This is a genomic window from Pseudomonas sp. B10(2017) (genome assembly GCF_002113295.1).
Lineage (GTDB): Bacteria > Pseudomonadota > Gammaproteobacteria > Pseudomonadales > Pseudomonadaceae > Aquipseudomonas > Aquipseudomonas pudica.
The window spans coordinates 391067-409751 of the sequence record NZ_NEJU01000003.1 but is presented as its reverse complement, the minus strand read 5'-3'; the positions used below and the strand labels follow the sequence as shown (position 1 = coordinate 409751).

Sequence of the window (18685 nt, the reverse complement as noted above, 5' to 3'; positions counted from 1 at the left end):
CTCAAACCGTACATATTCGCCGCCTACACTGGCGGCAACCGAATCCTCTGATCGAGATACAGTTGTGATCGAAAATCTGCGTAACATCGCCATCATCGCCCACGTTGACCATGGTAAAACCACCCTGGTAGACAAACTCCTGCGCCAGTCCGGCACCCTGGAGCGTAACGAGCTCAACGACGAGCGCGTGATGGACTCCAACGACCAGGAAAAAGAGCGCGGCATTACCATCCTGGCGAAAAACACCGCCATCAACTGGAACGGCTACCACATCAACATCGTCGACACCCCCGGTCACGCCGACTTCGGTGGCGAGGTTGAGCGTGTAATGTCGATGGTCGACTCCGTGCTGCTGCTGGTCGATGCCCAGGACGGCCCGATGCCGCAAACCCGCTTCGTGACCAAGAAGGCTTTCGAAGCTGGCCTGAAGCCAATCGTCGTGATCAACAAGGTTGACCGCCCTGGCGCGCGTCCTGACTGGGTTCTGGACCAGATCTTCGACCTGTTCGACAACCTCGGTGCCACCGATGATCAGTTGGACTTCCAGGTTGTCTACGCTTCGGCCCTGAACGGCATCGCCGGTCTGGACCACACCGACATGGCCGAAGACATGACCCCGCTGTACCAGTCGATCGTCGACAACGTACCGGCGCCGAACGTTGACGTCGATGGCCCGTTCCAGATGCAGATCTCCGCTCTGGACTACAACAGCTTCCTCGGTGTTATCGGCGTTGGCCGTATCGCCCGTGGCCGTATCAAGCCGAATACCCCGGTTGTTGCCATCGACACCGAAGGCAAGAAGCGTAACGGCCGTATCCTCAAGCTGATGGGCCACCACGGCCTGCACCGCGTCGACGTTGAAGAAGCCCAGGCTGGCGACATCGTCTGCATCAGCGGTTTCGACGAGCTGTTCATCTCCGACACCCTGTGCGACATGAACCACGTCGAGGCGATGAAGCCACTGACCGTTGACGAGCCGACCGTTTCGATGACCTTCCAGGTCAACGACTCGCCGTTCTGCGGCAAGGAAGGCAAGTTCGTCACCAGCCGCAACATCAAGGAACGTCTGGACAAAGAGCTGCTGTACAACGTTGCACTGCGCGTTGAAGAAGGCGACTCGGCTGACAAGTTCAAGGTTTCCGGCCGTGGTGAGCTGCACCTGTCGGTTCTGATCGAAACCATGCGTCGTGAAGGCTTCGAGATGGCTGTAGGCCGCCCTGAAGTGATCATTCGTGAAGTCAACGGCGTGAAGCAGGAGCCGTTCGAGAACGTCACCATCGACATCCCTGAAGAATCTCAGGGCAAGGTCATGGAAGAAATGGGCCTGCGTAAGGGCGACCTGACCAACATGGCGCCGGATGGCAAGGGCCGTGTACGTCTGGAGTACAACGTGCCTGCTCGTGGCCTGATCGGTTTCCGTAACCAGTTCCTGACCCTGACCAACGGTGCCGGCATCCTGACCTCGATCTTCGATCGCTACGACACCATGAAAGCCGGCCAGATGTCCGGCCGCCTGAACGGTGTACTGGTTTCGATCGAGACCGGCAAGGCGCTGACCTACTCGCTGGAAACCCTGCAGGCTCGCGGCAAGCTGTTCATCGAGCACGGCCAGGACATCTACAACGGTCAGATCATCGGTCTGAACAGCCGTGACAACGACCTGGGCGTGAACCCGACCAAGGGCAAGAAGCTCGACAACATGCGTGCTTCGGGCAAAGACGAAGTCATCGCCCTGGTACCGCCGGTTCGCCACACCCTGGAACAGGCCCTGGAATTCATCCAGGACGACGAGCTGTGCGAAGTGACTCCGAAGTCGATCCGCCTGCGCAAGAAGATCCTGGACGAAGGCGAGCGTACCCGCGCTGCCAAGAAAGCCAAGGCTTGATCGTCTAGCTTGAGCTGAAACGAGAACGCCCCCGGTCGAAAGGTCGGGGGCGTTTTTGTTTGTCGGGTTTTGTAGGGGATATCTCAAGCGGATGTAGGTTGCATCTTTCACGGCCTTTTGCGACTTGTGCGCGCTTGTTGTGAGGCCTAGCGTGAAGTGCTTTCTTGAAGCAGGAAGCATGCACATGAATTATCGTTTAGCGTTGGCCATCCCTTGCCTGATGGCTGGCGTGCAGGCTTGTGCCGTGCAGGACTGTGCCAACCCGCGTCCGCAAGATGCCGTCCAGTGTCATATTGGCAAGGTGCGTCAGGCACCCTTGGAAGCCGTATTGCTAGAGCAAGCCTCCGAGCCTGGCTATGGGTTCCGTCGATTGCAGATGGTCTCCCAGGTGTGGGAGCCAGCCCCGGTGGTTGAGCCGCACCGCTGGGAGCATGATGTCGAGCTGCATATCCCACACAACGCCGTGCCCGGCAAAGCCTTGCTGGTTGTGAACAACGGTGTGCGGTTCGGGCCGGCGCAAACTCCTGACTATACCCGCGAGGCATTACGCGAAGTCGCCCTCAAGGCACGGATGGCCGTGGTCATGATCAGCGATGTGCCCAATCAGTACGTGACCTTCAACGATAACGAGAAGCCCTTGCGTGAGGATGACGCCGTGGCCCATACCTGGGCGCATGCGCTACGCGGCGCCGCGCCGGAATTGCCACTGCACGTGCCGATGGCCGCGGCGGCAAGCCGGGCGATGGATCTGGCCGAGCAATAGCTGGAAAAGCAAGGGCTCACTGTTGATCGCTTCATTATCACTGGCGCCTCCAAACGCGGCTGGAGCGCATGGCTCACGGCATTGGCCGATGAGCGGGTAATGGCCATCGTGCCCAGTGTGATCGACGTCGCGGATACTTCGTACATGCTGGCCGGATTGCGCAAGCGTTATGGTGGTCACTGGCCCTTGGCACTGGGTTCCTACCAGCAGGCCGGTGTCCTGCAACAGCTGGGACAGCCGGCATTCGAGCGGCTGATGGCGATGATGGACCCGATGCAGTACCTGAACGAAAAAGGGCAGCGTCTGGCCATTCCCAAGTACCTGGTGTCCGCCAGCGGTGACGATTTCTTCGCCCCTGACCCGGTCACTGACTATCAGCAGCGCTTGCCAGGCCAGACCAGCCTCAGGGTGCTACCCAATTCGGACCATGGTGGAGTGCGTCAGGCGGTTGTCAGCACCTTGGTGCCTGCGCTGACGCGCTTGCGCGATGGCACACCTTTGCCAAGCGTGCAGGTATCGGCGAGCGGGCATGCCGGGCAGATGAGCGTCGGCTTCTCTGAGCCGCCCGTGGCGGTGAAGCTGTGGACGGCGAGCAACAGCCATGACCGCGACTTCCGCTATGCCTGCGGTGTGCGCTACCAGTCCGAGACGCTCGCTCCCATGCAGAGCTTCACACTGCGGCACACCGCGCCGGCTGTAGGCTGGCAGGCGCAGTTCATCGAAGCGAAATTTGCTGACGGCTTCATCGCCACCAGCCCGGTCAGCGTGCTGCCGCAGACTTATCCTGAGCATCCGCCGATGGATCATGGCGGTGCGTGCAAGAGCTTCCCCGCTGGTGGGTAGTGGAAGGCTGGTCTAGCGCGAGGCCACCTTTGGCTTGTAAGCACAGTAACCTGGCCGCGGCCCGACCTTGGGGTGGTTGCGGCAGGTATCCGGCCGCTTGTCATAAATGGTGCACAGCCGGCTTTTACGATCCAGGTACAGGCAGTCATCATTGCTCATCCGGGTCAGGGTGAAGATTCCCGACTTCTGGTTGAAGCGTTCGATGATGCCGTCCTTCTGCAGGCGTTTGGCGATGTTCTTCGGCGGTTCGTCTTTCTCGAACTCGTCGACCACGCCGATACGGATCAGATCCTTGATCTTCACCTCCACCGGCAGGGTGCAGCAGGTCGAATGGCAGCCATGGCACATGTTGCTGGTGTAGCGCTGCCAGGTCTCCAGGCGGTCGACTTCGGCTGCGGCGATCAGGGTCGTTTTCATCGTTATGGTGGTGTATCACGGTCTTGGGGCGCGCGATCATACCGGAATTGTTCAATTTATGAACAACCTTTTGCCGGAATCGCAGAGTGGGCATGAAAACTGCGAACGGTAACTGTCACTCCCTGTCGAAGGGTCTAGGCTCAACAGTCTCCCTCCGTTTTCGTCAACTTGCCCGAGGATGCCGCATGTCCCAGGAACCCAAAGCTCGTGACGCCGAGGTGGCCGAATTTCGCGCCGCTGTACTGGACAAGCTGACCTACGCGGTCGGCAAGGACCCGGAGCACGCCTTCGACCACGACTGGTTCGAAGCCATCGCCCTGGCCGCGCGCGATCACATGGTCGATCACTGGATGGACCACACCCGCCAGGCTTATCGCCGCAGCCAGAAGCGGGTCTATTACCTTTCCCTCGAATTCCTCATCGGCCGCTTGCTGTACGACAGCCTGAGCAACCTGGGGCTGCTCGACATTGCCCGTGACGCACTGGAAGGGCTGGACGTGGACCTGGAGCGCATCCGCCTGCTCGAGCCCGATGCCGCGCTGGGCAACGGCGGCCTTGGCCGCCTGGCGGCGTGCTTCATGGAGAGCATGTCGACCTTGGGCATTGCCGCTCACGGCTATGGCATCCGCTACGAGCACGGGCTTTTCCGCCAGGCCATGGTCGATGGCTGGCAGCAGGAGCAGACCGAGAACTGGCTGGACTTCGGCAACCCCTGGGAGTTCGAGCGCGCCGAGGTGATCTACCCCATCAGCTTTGGCGGCAGCGTCGAAACGGTGCACGACACCCACGGCCAGCAGCGCCAGGTGTGGTGGCCGGGCGAGACCGTGCGGGCGGTGGCCTACGACACTCCGGTGGTCGGTTGGCGCGGGGCCAGCGTCAATACCCTGCGCCTGTGGCGTGCGCGGGCGCTGGAAGAGCTGCACCTGGAACGTTTCAATGCCGGTGACCACCTGGGGGCGGTGGCCGAGGTGGCACGGGCTGAAAGCATCTCGCGGGTGCTGTACCCGGCTGACAGCACCGAGGCGGGCCAGGAACTGCGCCTGCGCCAGGAGTACTTCTTCGTCTCGGCTTCGTTGCAGGACCTGCTGCGCCGCCACCTGAACATGCACGAGAACTTGCTCAACCTGCCGGACGCGGCGGCCATCCAGCTCAACGACACCCACCCGTCGATCGCCGTGGCCGAGCTGATGCGCCTGCTGGTCGACCAGCATGAAATCCCCTGGGATACCGCCTGGGAGCTGACCGTCGGCACCTTGGCCTACACTAACCACACCTTGCTGCCCGAAGCCCTGGAAACCTGGCCGGTGGCGCTGATGGAACGCATGCTGCCGCGGCACATGCAGATCATCTACCTGATCAACGCCTACCACATCGACGCGCTGAGGGCGAAAGGCCTGCACGACTTCGACGTGTTGCGGGCCGTGTCGCTGATCGAAGAAGACAACGGTCGTCGGGTGCGCATGGGCAACCTGGCGTTCCTTGGTTCGCACAGCGTCAACGGTGTGTCGGCGCTGCACAGCAAGCTGATGAAGAGCACGGTGTTCGCCGAGCTGCACAAGCTCTACCCGCAACGGATCAACAACAAGACCAATGGCATTACCTTCCGCCGCTGGCTGTACCAGTCCAACCCGCAGCTGACCGCCATGCTGGTCGAGGCGCTGGGCCCTGAACTGCTGGACGACCCGGAAGGGCGCCTGGCCAATCTGGTGCCGTTTGCCGACAAGAGCGGCTTCCGCAAGCAGTTCGCCGCGCAGCGCCTGCACAGCAAGCGTGCCCTCGCCAGCATCATCCAGGACCGCCTTGGCGTTACGGTGAACCCCGAAGCGCTGTTCGATGTGCAGGTCAAGCGCATTCACGAATACAAGCGCCAGTTGCTCAACCTGCTGCACACCGTGGCGCTGTACCAGGCCATGCGCAACGACCCCGGTACCGACTGGGTGCCGCGGGTGAAAATCTTCGCCGGCAAGGCTGCGGCCAGCTATCACCAGGCCAAGCTGATCATCAAGCTGGCCAACGACATCGCCCGGGTGGTGAACAACGACCCGACCGTGCGCGGCCTGCTGAAAGTGGTGTTCCTGCCCAACTACAATGTCAGCCTGGCCGAGAGCATCATCCCGGCGGCGGACCTTTCCGAGCAGATTTCCACCGCCGGTTACGAAGCTTCCGGCACCAGCAACATGAAGTTCGGCCTGAATGGCGCGCTGACCATCGGCACCCTGGATGGTGCCAATGTCGAGATGAGCGAGCAGGTGGGTACCGAAAACATGTTCATCTTCGGCCTCACCGCGCAGCAGGTGGAGGCCAGGCGGCGTGACGGGGACTTTGGCGCCAGTGCGGCGATTGCTGCGTCCAGTCGCCTGAACGACGTGCTGCAGGCCATTCGCAGCGGGGTGTTTTCGTCGGACGACCCGTCGCGCTACAGCGCGCTGATCGACGGGCTGGTGGCTCATGACCGCTTCCTGGTGTGTGCCGATTTCGATGCCTACTGGGATGCGCAGCGAAGGGTAGAGGAGCTGTGGCACACGCCGCAGGAATGGTGGCGCATGGCGGTGCTGAATACCGCGCGGATGGGCTGGTTCTCGTCGGACCGGACCATTCGGGAGTATGCCAGCGAGATCTGGAAGGCGCTGGATTGAGGAAAAGGGGCCGCTGTGCGGCCCATCGCCGGCAAGCCAGCTCCTACCTCGACCGCGTCGACCTCGAGCCATGTGCAGTCCCTGTGGGAGCTGGCTTGCCGGCGATGGGCTGCACAGCAGCCCCAACCGACCATCGGCTTGGTGCTTGCTGAACTTCAGGGGCTGAAGTCGAGTCTCTTTGCTCGCTAGCCCGCAACTCTCCCTGTAAACTGCGGGGGTTTTCATCCCCCAATCCTTTCGGAGCCATACATGTCCCGCGTTACCCTGAGTCGCTATCTGATTGAGCAGACCCGCAGCAACAATACCCCTGCCGATCTGCGCTTCCTGATCGAAGTGGTGGCGCGTGCGTGCAAGGAAATCAGCCATCACGTGTCCAAAGGTGCCCTTGGTGGCGTGCTGGGCAGCATGGGCACTGAAAACGTGCAGGGCGAAGTCCAGAAGAAACTGGACGTGATTTCCAACGATATCCTGCTGGAAGCCAACGAGTGGGGCGGCCACCTGGCCGGCATGGCCTCCGAAGAAATGGACAACGCCTACCAGATCCCGGGCCGGTACCCGAAAGGCGCCTACCTGCTGGTCTTCGACCCGTTGGACGGCTCGTCCAACATCGACGTGAACGTTTCGGTCGGCACCATCTTCTCGGTACTGCGTTGCCCTAACGAATACCTGAGCCAGAACGAAACCCTGAACGAAAATGCCTTCCTGCAGCCAGGCACCCAGCAGGTCGCCGCCGGTTACGCCATCTACGGCCCGCAGACCATGCTGATCCTGACCCTGGGCAACGGCGTCAAGGGCTTCACCCTCGACCGCGAACTGGGCAGCTTCGTCCTTACTCACGAAAACATCCGTGTGCCGGAAAGCACCGCAGAGTTCGCCATCAACATGTCCAACCAGCGCCACTGGGAAGCCCCGGTTCAGCGCTACGTGGGCGAACTGCTGGCAGGCGAGACCGGCCCGTTGAAGAAGAACTACAACATGCGCTGGATCGCCTCGATGGTGGCCGACGTACATCGCATCCTGACCCGTGGCGGCCTGTTCATGTACCCACGTGACGCCCGCGAGCCGAGCAAACCGGGCAAGTTGCGCCTGATGTACGAAGCCAACCCGATGTCCTTCATCATCGAACAGGCCGGTGGCGCCTCCACCAACGGTTACGATCGCATCCTCGACATTCAGCCAGAAAGCCTGCACCAGCGTGTGTCGGTAATCCTCGGCTCGAAGGAAGAGGTCGAGCGCGTCACCGCCTACCACAAGGAGTAAGTCATGCTCGCACCTTGGCAGCCGTTGCTGGAGTGGTGGTTCGGTTGGGGCACCAGTCCCCAGGCCGTGGCTGACGAGAAGAGCACGCTGTGGTTCGGCAAGCATCATGATGCCGAGGCCCATGCGCTGTTTGGCGAGCTGGTCGAGCACGCCCTGGCGGGTGGGCTCGACGAGTGGCAGCAAAGCCCGCAGGGCTGGTTGGGCCTGCTGATCCTGCTGGACCAGCTGCCACGCATGATCTACCGCGACACGCCGCGCGCCTTCGAGGGCGACCGGCGTGCCCAGGTGGTGGCGATGCAGGGTTTGCAGAAAAACTGGGATTACCAGTTGCTGCCGATCCAGCGAGTGTTCGTGCTGCTGGTGCTGGAGCATGCCGAGGTGCTGGACTGGCAGAACCTGTGCGTCGAGCGCTACCAGGTGCTGCTGGACGAGCAGCCCGAAGCCAACCGCAGGTTGTTCGAAGGCTTCCTCGACTACGCCGAGCAGCACCAGCGGGTAATAGCCCGTTTCGGGCGCTTCCCGCACCGCAACCTGGTGCTGGAGCGGCCGAGTACCAGCGAAGAGATGGACTTTTTGCTGGAGCCTGGGTCCAGGTTCTGATTCCAGGGCTGGCGGGATCTTTGTAGGCGCAGCCTTGTGCTGCGAAGAGGCCCCTGCTGCCCTTGCATCCCTGTTGGCCTTACCGGCCCTTCCGCAGCACAAGGCTGCTCCTACAGTGTGTAGGGGCGGCCTTTTTTGTTTGAGCAGGATAATTCTTTGTGATTAATCGCACAGTAGTGGCCATCCGACCAATGGCGTAGGGGGAGAGGAGGGTGACCAGGGAACCTGGGAGGGTTTTTACCGTCGAAGGTCACTGCAGGCCACTCGCCTGTATCCCCTCTCCAGGAGTGTCCTTCATGTCGTTGCGTTCCCTCGCCCTGTTGTCGCTGTGCGTCGTCCTGACTGCCTGCAGCAAGATCAATCAGGAAAATTATTCCAAGATCAAGGCCGGTATGAACAAGGTCGAGGTCGAGCAGCTGCTTGGCACGCCGACCGAGTGCTCTGGCGCGCTGGGGATGAGCAGTTGCACCTGGGGGGACGAGAAGAGCTTCATCAGTGTGCAGTACGCGGCTGACAAGGTGCTCATGTATTCAGGGCAGGGTCTCAAATGAGGCACCTGTATCTGCTGATGGGGGTATGCCTGGCGTTGCTGCTGGGTGGCTGTGCCGGCTCTGTGCACGACCCGCTGGCACCGAAAACTGCGGGCAACATCGACCTCAAGCGCTATCAGGGCAAGTGGTACGAGCTGGCACGCCTACCGATGCGCTACCAGACCGGCTGCGAGCAGTCCGAAGCGCACTACAATCTCAGGCTCGATGGTAGCCTCGGCGTCCTCAACCGCTGCCGCACCATGGGTGACGAATGGCTGCGCGCCGAAGGACATGCGAACATCCAGGAGCCGGGGCACACCGACAAGTTGTGGGTCGAGTTCGACAATTGGTTCACCAAGCTGGTGCCAGGGGTGGCGAGGGGCGAGTACTGGATTCTTTATGTGGATGAGCGCTACCGCACAGCGGTGGTCGGCAGCCCGGACCGCAAGCACTTGTGGATCCTGTCGCGCACGCCGACGCTACCGGCCTGGGAGCGCGAGAACTTGATGTCCAAGGCCCGGCAGCAGGGGTACGACACCAGTCGGCTGATCTGGCGTGCGTCGGACCAGCAGATCGTCAAGAGGCACTGAGTTTCTGGGGGCTGCAAAGCAGCCCCAATACACTCAGCCCAAAAGCTGCCGCAGTACTTTGGCAAACGCCAATCGGCTTTGCTCTTCCTGTGCATGGCGCCCCTGGCGCACCACCCACTGCCCATTCACCATCACATCCCGCACCTGGCGATCGCCCCCGGCAAACAGCCAGCGGTTGAGAATCGCATCCCCATCGGCAATGGCGATGTAAGGGTCCTGTCCATCGAGCACCAGCCAGTCGGCACGTTTGCCCACGGTCAGTTCCCCGACCGACTGCCCCAGCGCCTGCGCGCCGCCCGCCAGTGCAGCGTCATACAGCGTGCGCCCGACCATCGGCTGGTCGCCGCGATACAGGCGGTTACGCCGCTGGTCGCGCAGCCGCTGGCCATATTCCAGCCAGCGCAGCTCCTCCACCACGCTCAGCGACACATGGCTGTCTGAACCAATGCCCATGCGCCCACCCTGCGCCAGGTAGTCCACTGCCGGGAAAATCCCGTCGCCAAGGTTGGCCTCGGTGGTCAGGCACAGCCCCGCAACCGCGCCGCTGCGGGCCATGGCGGTGACTTCATCCGGCTCGGCATGGGTTGCATGCACCAGGCACCAGCGTGGGTCCACGTCCACGTGCTCGTACAGCCACTGCAGCGGGCGCAGGCCGCTCCAGGCCAGGCAGTCGTCGACTTCCTTCTGCTGCTCGGCGATATGGATATGCACCGGGCACTGCTTGTCGCTGGCTGCCAGCACTTCTGCGATCTGCCCGGGCGTCACGGCGCGCAGCGAATGGAAGCACAAACCCAGTTGCTGCGCAGGTTGTGCGGCCAGCAGTGGGGCCAGCTGCGCTTGCAGTTGCAGGTATTGTTCGGTGGAGTTGATAAAGCGCCGTTGCCCGTCGTTCGGGGCTTGGCCACCGAAGCCTGCGTGGCTGTACAGTACCGGTAGCAAGGTCAGGCCAATGCCGCTGTCGGCAGCAGCTGCGCTGATGCGGCGGGACAGTTCGGTCGGGTCGGCGTAGGCCTTGCCGGCCTGGTCATGGTGCACGTAGTGGAACTCGGCGACCGAGGTGTAGCCGGCCTTGAGCATCTCGATGTACAGCTGGCGGGCGATGACCTGTAGCTGCTCCGGGCTGATCTGGCCGACCAGGCGATACATCAGGTCGCGCCAGGTCCAGAAACTGTCGTTGGGGTTGCCGGCGACTTCCGCCAGCCCTGCCATTGCGCGCTGGAAGGCATGCGAGTGCAGGTTGGGCATGCCGGGCAGCAGCGGGCCGGCCAGCCGCTCGGCGCCCTCGCCCGAGGCACCTGGTTCGATGCGGGCCAGCTGGCCATCACTGGTAACCTCGATGCGGACATGGCTGGCCCAACCCGTAGGCAGCAGGGCGCGTTCGGCGAAGTAGGCGGACATTGGTGAAAATCCTGTTATTGTTAACTTGTATATACATATACAGGCGTTTGCCTGCCGGGTAAACTGCGGCAAGCTACCGCTCATTCCATTTGCACAAGGATCCAACGCCGTGCCGACACCTCCTGTCTCCGCGCTGGTTGCCCAGATGGGCGAGGGCCCGGCTCCGCTGTACGCCCGGGTCAAACAGATGATCATCCAGCAGATCGACAACGGCAGCTGGCCACCGCATCACCGGGTACCCTCGGAGAGCGAATTGGTCAGCCAGCTGGGCTTCAGCCGCATGACCATCAACCGCGCCCTGCGCGAACTTACCGCCGAAGGCCTGCTGGTGCGCATGCAAGGGGTCGGTACCTTCGTTGCCGAGCCCAAGGGGCGTTCGGCGCTGTTCGAGGTCAACAACATCGCCGACGAAATTGCCGCGCGTGGCCACCAGCATAGCTGCCAGGTAATCACCCTCACCGAGGAAGCGGCCGGTTCCGAGCGGGCCCTGGCCCTGGACATGCGCGAAGGCCAGCGGGTGTTCCACTCGCTGATCGTGCATTTCGAGAACGGCGTGCCGGTGCAGATCGAGGACCGCTACGTCAATGCGGCGATTGCCCCCGACTACCTCAAGCAGGACTTCACCCGGCAGACGCCTTACGCCTACCTGTCGCAGGTGGCGCCGCTGACCGAGGGTGAGCACGTGGTCGAGGCAATCCTGGCCGAGCCGGAAGAATGCCGCCTGTTGCAGATCGAGCGGGGCGAGCCCTGCCTGCTGATCCGCCGTCGCACCTGGTCCGGCCGCCAGCCGGTGACCGCCGCGCGGCTGATCCACCCCGGTTCCCGTCATCGCCTGGAAGGACGTTTCAGTAAATGAGCCAGCTGCAGTTGTTGCGTGCGCAGGGCTACCCGCGCATGCCGTGGAAGAACGGTGGCGGTTTCACCGAAGAGATCACCCGCGACAGTGGCGAAGGCCTGGAAGGCTTTGGCTGGCGCCTGTCGATTGCCGATATCGAGGAGTCGGGCGGGTTTTCGACCTTCGCCGGCTACCAGCGGATCATCACCGTGCTGCAGGGTGACGGCATGCGCCTGCTGGTCGACGGCCAGGCCAGCAGGCCATTGCTGCCGTTCGATGCCTTCGCCTTCAGTGGAGAGAGCCAGGTTAGCTGCAAGCTGCTGGGCGGGGCGATCCGCGATTTCAACCTGATCTATGCACCGCAGCGCTACCGGGCGCGGTTGCAGTGGTTCGATGGCACCAGCCGCTTGTACAGCTCGGCGTCGACGCTGTTGCTGTTCGCTGCCAGCAGCCAGGTCGAGGTTGGCATCGCCGGGGGTGAGACGCAGCGCTTGGGGTTGTATGACTGCCTGCGCTTGGAAGGCAATGACCAGTTGTTGGGGTTGGATGTGCAGGGGCGGTTCTGCCTGATCGAACTCGTTTCACGTTGAGATAGCCGGGGGCTGCTGCGCAGCCCATTCGTAGCACAAGGCTGCTCCTGCAGGGGAACGCAAACCCTTGCAGGAGCAGCCTTGTGCTGCGAATGGGTCGCGCAGCGGCCCCTTGGTTTTCCGCACCGCTCAGCGGAAAGGTCCAACTATTTTGGTTGTCCATGCTTGTACATACAAGTAAAGGTGTGTTTGTATATCTACCACGACATACCTGCCCGCGGACGACCGCAGAGGACCTTTCCCGTGACCGACAACAACAAATACCGTGACGTTGAAATCCGTGCCCCACGTGGCAACAAGCTGACCGCCAAAAGCTGGCTGACCGAAGCACCACTGCGCATGCTGATGAACAACCTCGATCCACAGGTCGCGGAAAACCCGAAAGAACTGGTGGTGTATGGCGGTATCGGCCGCGCCGCGCGCAACTGGGCCTGCTACGACAAGATCGTCGAGACCCTGACCCGCCTGGAAGACGACGAAACCCTGCTGGTGCAGTCGGGCAAGCCGGTCGGCGTGTTCAAGACCCACAGCAACGCCCCGCGCGTACTGATCGCCAACTCCAACCTGGTGCCGCACTGGGCCAACTGGGAACACTTCAACGAACTGGACGCCAAGGGCCTGGCCATGTACGGCCAGATGACTGCCGGCAGCTGGATCTACATCGGCAGCCAGGGCATCGTCCAGGGCACCTACGAAACATTCGTCGAAGCCGGTCGCCAGCATTACGGTGGCAGCCTGAAAGGCAAGTGGGTACTGACCGCCGGCCTGGGCGGCATGGGTGGCGCGCAGCCACTGGCCGCCACCCTGGCCGGCGCCTGCTCGCTGAACATCGAATGCCAGCAGAGCCGCATCGACTTCCGCCTGGAAACCCGTTACGTCGACGAGCAGGCCACTGACCTCGACGACGCCTTGGCACGCATCGCCAAGTACACCGCCGAAGGCAAGGCCATCTCCATCGCCCTGCACGGCAACGCTGCCGAAATCCTGCCGGAGCTGGTCAAGCGTGGCGTGCGCCCGGACATGGTCACCGACCAGACCAGCGCCCACGACCCACTGAACGGCTACCTGCCGGCCGGATGGACCTGGGAACAATACCGCGACCGTGCGCAGACCGAACCGGCTGCCGTGGTCAAGGCCGCCAAGCAGTCGATGGCCGTACATGTTCAAGCCATGCTCGACTTCCAGAAGCAGGGTATCCCGACCTTCGACTACGGCAACAACATTCGCCAGATGGCCAAGGAAGAAGGCGTGGCCAATGCCTTCGACTTCCCGGGCTTCGTGCCGGCCTACATCCGCCCGCTGTTCTGCCGTGGCATCGGCCCGTTCCGCTGGGCGGCGCTGTCAGGGGATGCCGAAGACATCTACAAGACCGACGCCAAGGTCAAGGAACTGATCCCCGACGATGCCCACCTGCACCGCTGGCTGGACATGGCCCGCGAGCGCATCAGCTTCCAGGGCCTGCCGGCACGTATCTGCTGGGTTGGTCTGGGCCTGCGCGCCAAGCTGGGCCTGGCGTTCAACGAAATGGTACGCAGCGGCGAGCTGTCGGCACCGATCGTGATCGGTCGTGACCACCTGGACTCCGGTTCGGTGTCCAGCCCCAACCGTGAAACCGAAGCCATGCGCGACGGTTCCGACGCTGTCTCCGACTGGCCGCTGCTCAACGCCCTGCTGAACACCGCCGGCGGTGCTACCTGGGTTTCGCTGCACCACGGTGGTGGCGTGGGCATGGGCTTCTCCCAGCACTCGGGCATGGTCATCGTTTGCGACGGTACCGATGAAGCCGCCGCGCGTATCGCGCGCGTGCTGACCAACGACCCAGGGACCGGTGTAATGCGTCATGCCGATGCCGGTTACGACATCGCCATCGACTGCGCCAAGGAACAGGGCCTGGACCTGCCGATGATCACTGGCTGATCGCCACGCTTTGGATCGCACCCCACAAGGGTGATACTGAACAACAAGAAGGGGCACGCAGGCACCAAAACATGGGCCTGCGGCTCCACGCGATTGGAGTAGTGAAGTGACCGAATTGACCCTCAAGCCCGGCACCCTGACCCTGGCCCAGCTGCGCGCCATTCACGCCGCGCCCGTGCGCCTGCAGCTGGACGCCAGCGCCGCGCCGGCCATTGACGCCAGCGTTGCCTGCGTCGAGCAGATCATTGCCGAAGACCGTACCGCGTACGGCATCAACACCGGTTTCGGCCTGCTGGCCTCGACCCGCATCGCCAGCCATGACCTGGAAAACCTGCAGCGCTCGCTGGTGCTGTCCCACGCCGCCGGTGTCGGCGCGCCGCTGGATGACGACCTGGTGCGGCTGATCATGGTGCTGAAGATCAACAGCCTCAGCCGTGGCTTCTCCGGTATCCGTCGCAAAGTCATCGACGCGCTGATCGCCCTGGTCAACGCCGAAGTCTACCCGCACATCCCGCTGAAGGGTTCGGTGGGCGCTTCCGGTGACCTCGCCCCGCTGGCGCACATGTCGCTGGTGCTGCTGGGTGAAGGCAAGGCCCGCTACAAAGGCCAGTGGCTGTCAGCCACCGAAGCCCTGGCCGTGGCCGGCCTCGAGCCGCTGACCTTGGCCGCCAAGGAGGGCCTGGCCCTGCTCAACGGCACCCAGGCGTCCACCGCCTATGCGCTGCGTGGCCTGTTCCAGGGCGAAGACCTGTACGCCGCCGCCATCGCCTGCGGCGGCCTGAGCGTCGAAGCCGCACTGGGCTCGCGCTCGCCGTTTGATGCGCGTATCCACGAAGTGCGCGGCCAGCGTGGCCAGATCGACACTGCTGCCTGCTTCCGTGACCTGCTGGGTGACTCCAGCGAAGTGTCGCTGTCGCACAAGAACTGCGACAAGGTCCAGGACCCGTACTCGCTGCGCTGCCAGCCGCAGGTCATGGGCGCCTGCCTGACCCAGTTGCGCCAGGCCGCCGAGGTACTGGGCATCGAAGCCAACGCGGTGTCGGACAACCCACTGGTGTTCGCTGCCGAAGGTGATGTGATTTCCGGCGGTAACTTCCACGCCGAGCCGGTGGCCATGGCCGCCGACAACATCGCGCTGGCGATTGCCGAAATCGGTTCGCTCAGCGAGCGCCGTATCTCGCTGATGATGGACAAGCACATGTCCCAGCTGCCGCCGTTCCTGGTGGAAAACGGCGGGGTCAACTCCGGCTTCATGATCGCCCAGGTCACCGCTGCTGCCCTGGCCAGCGAGAACAAGGCCCTGTCGCACCCGCATAGTGTCGACAGCCTGCCGACCTCGGCCAACCAGGAAGACCACGTGTCGATGGCCCCGGCTGCCGGCAAGCGTCTGTGGGAAATGGCCGAAAACACCCGTGGCGTGCTGGCCATCGAATGGCTGGGCGCCTGCCAGGGTCTGGACCTGCGCAAGGGCCTGAAGACCTCGGCCAAGCTGGAGCAGGCGCGCCAGGCGCTGCGCAGCGAAGTGCCGCACTACGACCGTGACCGTTTCTTCGCGCCCGACATCGAAAAGGCCGTGGAACTGTTGGCCAAGGGTCGCCTGACCGGCCTGCTGCCGGCTGGTGTGCTGCCAAGCCTGTAATGCCCCCAGGGGCCGCTGTGCGGCCCATCGCCGGCAAGCCGGCTCCCACAGATGGAGATGCGACACACCATCTCTGTGGGGGCTGGCTTGCCGGCGATTGGGCTGCAAGGCAGTCCCCTCGATCTCACGACCACAAAAACAATTCAAGGACGTGACATGCAACAAGCTCAAGGTCTAAAACGCGGGCTAAGTGCCCGCCACATCCGTTTCATGGCCCTCGGCTCCGCCATCGGCACCGGGCTGTTCTACGGTTCCGCCTCGGCCATCCAGATGGCCGGCCCGGCCGTGTTGCTGGCCTACCTGATCGGCGGCGCCGCCGTATTCATGGTCATGCGCGCCCTCGGCGAAATGGCCGTGCACAACCCGGTCGCCGGCTCGTTCGGCCACTATGCAAGCACCTACCTCGGCCCCATGGCCGGCTTCATCCTCGGCTGGACCTACGCCTTCGAGATGGTCATCGTCGCCATCGCCGATGTCACCGCCTTCGGTATCTACATGGGCTTCTGGTTCCCGGAAGTGGCCCGCTGGATCTGGGTGCTGGGCATCGTCTTCCTGATCGGCGGCCTCAACCTGTGCAACGTCAAGGTCTTTGGCGAAATGGAATTCTGGCTGTCGCTGCTCAAGGTCGGCGCCATCGTGGCGATGATCCTGGCCGGCCTCGGCATCATGGCCTTCGGCTTCAGTCAGGTAGGCACCGGGCAGGCCGTGGGTGTCAGCAACCTGTTCGAGCACGGCGGCTTCATGCCCAATGGCGTGGGTGGCCTGATTGCCTCCTTTGCAGTGGTGATGTTCGCGTTCGGTGGCATCGAGATCATCGGCGTCACCGCTGGTGAGGCCAAGGACCCGCAACGGGTCATCCCCAAGGCGATCAACGCCGTGCCCCTGCGCATCCTGCTGTTCTACGTGCTCACCCTGTTCGTGCTGATGTGCCTGTTCCCATGGCCGCAGATCGGCAGCCAGGGCAGCCCGTTCGTGCAGATCTTCAGTAACCTGGGCATCGGCTCTGCCGCCGCCGTGCTGAACATCGTGGTGATTTCCGCAGCGATCTCGGCCATCAACAGCGACATCTTCGGCGCCGGCCGCATGATGTACGGCCTGGCCCAGCAAGGCCATGCACCGCGCGGTTTCAGCAAGCTGTCGAAGCACGGCGTGCCGTGGATGACCGTGGTGGTGATGGGGGCTGCATTGCTGATCGGCGTGCTGCTCAACTACCTGATCCCGGAAAATGTGTTCCTGCTGATCGCTTCGATCGCCACCTTCGCCACCGTGTGGGTGTGGCTGATGATCCTGCTCACTCAAGTGGCCATGCGCCGCAGCATGAGCAGTGAACAAGTGGCCCAGCTGCAGTTCCCGGTACCGTTCTGGCCTTACGGCCCGGCCATGGCCATTGCGTTCATGGTGTTCATCTTTGGCGTGCTCGGTTACTTCCCGGATACCCAGGCGGCATTGCTCGTCGGCGTGGTCTGGGTGGTGTTCCTGGTGGCGTCCTACCTGCTGTGGTGCAAGCCGCGCGCAGGGCAAGGCGAACCGGTAGCGGAACCGGCCGAGCTGCACCGCTAAGTACAGGAGTCAATGTATGAGAACCGTCTGGCAGCACTGCCATGTAGCAACCATGGTCGGGGGTCGTTATTCGGCCATCGAGGACGCGGCCATCGTCACCAACGCCGGGCTGATCGAGTGGATCGGCCCACGTGTCGAGCTGGCGGCGGTCGAGGCCGAGCGTACGGTTGACCTTGGCGGCGCCTGGGTCACCCCGGGGCTGATCGACTGCCACACCCACGCGGTGTTCGGTGGCAACCGCAGCGGCGAGTTCGAGCAGCGCCTGCAGGGCGTTAGCTATGCCGAAATCGCCGCACAGGGCGGCGGCATCGCCAGCACCGTGCGGGCCACCCGCGCTGCCAGCGAGGACGAGCTGTTCGCCAGTGCCCGCCAGCGGGTCCAGGCGCTGATGCGCGATGGCGTGACCACCATGGAGATCAAGTCCGGCTATGGCCTGGACCTTGCCAACGAGCGCAAGATGCTGCGCGTGGCCCGGCGCCTGGCCGACGAGTTGCCGCTGGCGGTGCGCGCCACCTGCCTGGCAGCCCATGCCTTGCCGCCGGAATATGTGGGCCGGGCTGACGACTACATCGCGCACATCTGCGACGAAATGCTGCCGGCCCTGGCCGCCGAAGGCCTGGTGGACGCAGTGGATGCCTTCTGTGAACACCTGGCGTTCTCCCCGACCCAGGTCGAGCGGCTGTTCATCAAGGCGCGCGAGCTGGGCTTGCCGGTCAAGCTGCACGCCGAACAGTTGTCGTCGCTGCACGGTTCCAGCCTGGCGGCGCGCTACCACGCGCTGTCGGCCGACCATCTGGAATTCATGACCGAGGAAGACGCCATGGCCATGGCAAAAGCCGGCACGGTCGCCGTGCTGCTGCCGGGCGCGTTCTACTTCCTGCGCGAAACCCAGCTGCCACCGATGGACGCCTTGCGCCACCACGGCGTGAAGATTGCCCTGGCCAGCGACCTTAACCCCGGTACCTCGCCAGGGTTGTCGCTGCGGTTGATGCTGAACATGGGCTGCACCTGCTTCCGCATGACCCCAGAGGAAGCCCTGGCCGGTGTCACCGTGCACGCCGCCACGGCGCTGGGCCTGGGTGACAGCCACGGCTCGCTGGAAGTGGGCAAGGTCGCCGACTTCGTCGCCTGGCAGATCGAACGCCCCGCCGACCTGGCCTATTGGCTGGGCGGCGACCTGCCCAAGCGCGTGGTGCGCAAGGGCCACGAGATTTCCAACTGA

The 18685-nt window shown here is 63.1% G+C and carries 14 protein-coding genes and 1 pseudogene; 13 read left to right on the top strand and 2 right to left on the bottom strand.

Features of this window, described 5'->3' with window-relative positions:
* Positions 1-64: 64 nt before the first annotated feature.
* Together typA and CAF92_RS06605 are read left to right on the top strand one after the other, a co-directional pair.
* Positions 65-1885, top strand: a complete 1821-nt coding sequence (gene typA, locus CAF92_RS06610; protein WP_013974573.1) for a translational GTPase TypA — start codon at positions 65-67, stop codon at positions 1883-1885.
* Positions 1886-2063: 178 nt separating this feature from the next.
* A pseudogene (locus CAF92_RS06605) lies at positions 2064-3491 on the top strand (PhoPQ-activated pathogenicity-related family protein).
* 12 nt (positions 3492-3503) lie between these two features.
* On the opposite strand, the gene CAF92_RS06600 reads toward CAF92_RS06605, so the two are convergent.
* Positions 3504-3908, bottom strand: coding sequence for a YkgJ family cysteine cluster protein (locus tag CAF92_RS06600; protein WP_046613485.1), 405 nt, complete (start codon positions 3906-3908; stop codon positions 3504-3506).
* A gap of 185 nt (positions 3909-4093) precedes the next feature.
* On the opposite strand from CAF92_RS06600, the gene CAF92_RS06595 reads away from it, so the two are divergent.
* The 5 genes from CAF92_RS06595 (at position 4094) to CAF92_RS06575 (ending at position 9524) form a co-directional block, all read left to right on the top strand.
* Complete coding sequence (locus CAF92_RS06595; RefSeq protein ID WP_046613484.1) at positions 4094-6544, top strand: glycogen/starch/alpha-glucan phosphorylase; 2451 nt, start codon at positions 4094-4096, stop codon at positions 6542-6544.
* A 249-nt stretch (positions 6545-6793) separates the two neighbouring features.
* Positions 6794-7804: a class 1 fructose-bisphosphatase gene (locus CAF92_RS06590; protein WP_085599848.1), complete on the top strand. Its 1011-nt coding sequence runs from the start codon at positions 6794-6796 to the stop codon at positions 7802-7804.
* Positions 7805-7807: 3 nt separating this feature from the next.
* Complete coding sequence (locus tag CAF92_RS06585; RefSeq protein WP_046613482.1) at positions 7808-8404, top strand: DUF924 family protein; 597 nt, start codon at positions 7808-7810, stop codon at positions 8402-8404.
* A gap of 296 nt (positions 8405-8700) precedes the next feature.
* Positions 8701-8955 (top strand): outer membrane protein assembly factor BamE, encoded by a 255-nt coding sequence (gene bamE / locus CAF92_RS06580; protein ID WP_085599846.1) that lies wholly within the window; start codon positions 8701-8703, stop codon positions 8953-8955.
* Positions 8952-9524: a lipocalin family protein gene (locus CAF92_RS06575; RefSeq protein WP_046613480.1), complete on the top strand. Its 573-nt coding sequence runs from the start codon at positions 8952-8954 to the stop codon at positions 9522-9524. The genes bamE and CAF92_RS06575 overlap by 4 nt, the downstream gene beginning before the upstream one ends.
* Positions 9525-9557: 33 nt before the next feature.
* On the opposite strand, the gene CAF92_RS06570 is transcribed toward CAF92_RS06575, so the two are convergent.
* Entirely contained in the window at positions 9558-10922 is a 1365-nt protein-coding gene (locus CAF92_RS06570; protein WP_085599844.1) for a formimidoylglutamate deiminase, read from the bottom strand.
* A gap of 145 nt (positions 10923-11067) precedes the next feature.
* Here CAF92_RS06570 and hutC point away from each other — a divergent pair, with 145 nt between their 5' ends.
* The 6 genes from hutC (at position 11068) to hutI (ending at position 18685) form a co-directional block, all read left to right on the top strand.
* A complete protein-coding gene (gene hutC / locus CAF92_RS06565) occupies positions 11068-11778 on the top strand; it encodes a histidine utilization repressor (protein ID WP_153671434.1) in 711 nt (236 codons plus the stop codon).
* Positions 11775-12347, top strand: coding sequence for a HutD family protein (locus CAF92_RS06560; protein WP_046613474.1), 573 nt, complete (start codon positions 11775-11777; stop codon positions 12345-12347). Before hutC ends, CAF92_RS06560 begins: the two co-directional genes overlap by 4 nt.
* A gap of 243 nt (positions 12348-12590) precedes the next feature.
* Positions 12591-14264 (top strand): urocanate hydratase, encoded by a 1674-nt coding sequence (hutU, locus tag CAF92_RS06555; RefSeq protein WP_085599842.1) that lies wholly within the window; start codon positions 12591-12593, stop codon positions 14262-14264.
* A gap of 106 nt (positions 14265-14370) precedes the next feature.
* The gene (hutH, locus tag CAF92_RS06550) at positions 14371-15903 is read left to right on the top strand and encodes a histidine ammonia-lyase (protein ID WP_046613472.1); all 1533 of its coding nucleotides are present in this window, start codon (positions 14371-14373) and stop codon (positions 15901-15903) included.
* Between the two features lie 156 nt (positions 15904-16059).
* On the top strand, positions 16060-17463 hold the full coding sequence (locus CAF92_RS06545; protein ID WP_085599840.1) for an amino acid permease: 1404 nt from the start codon (positions 16060-16062) through the stop codon (positions 17461-17463).
* 16 nt (positions 17464-17479) lie between these two features.
* A complete protein-coding gene (gene hutI, locus CAF92_RS06540) occupies positions 17480-18685 on the top strand; it encodes an imidazolonepropionase (RefSeq protein ID WP_085599837.1) in 1206 nt (401 codons plus the stop codon).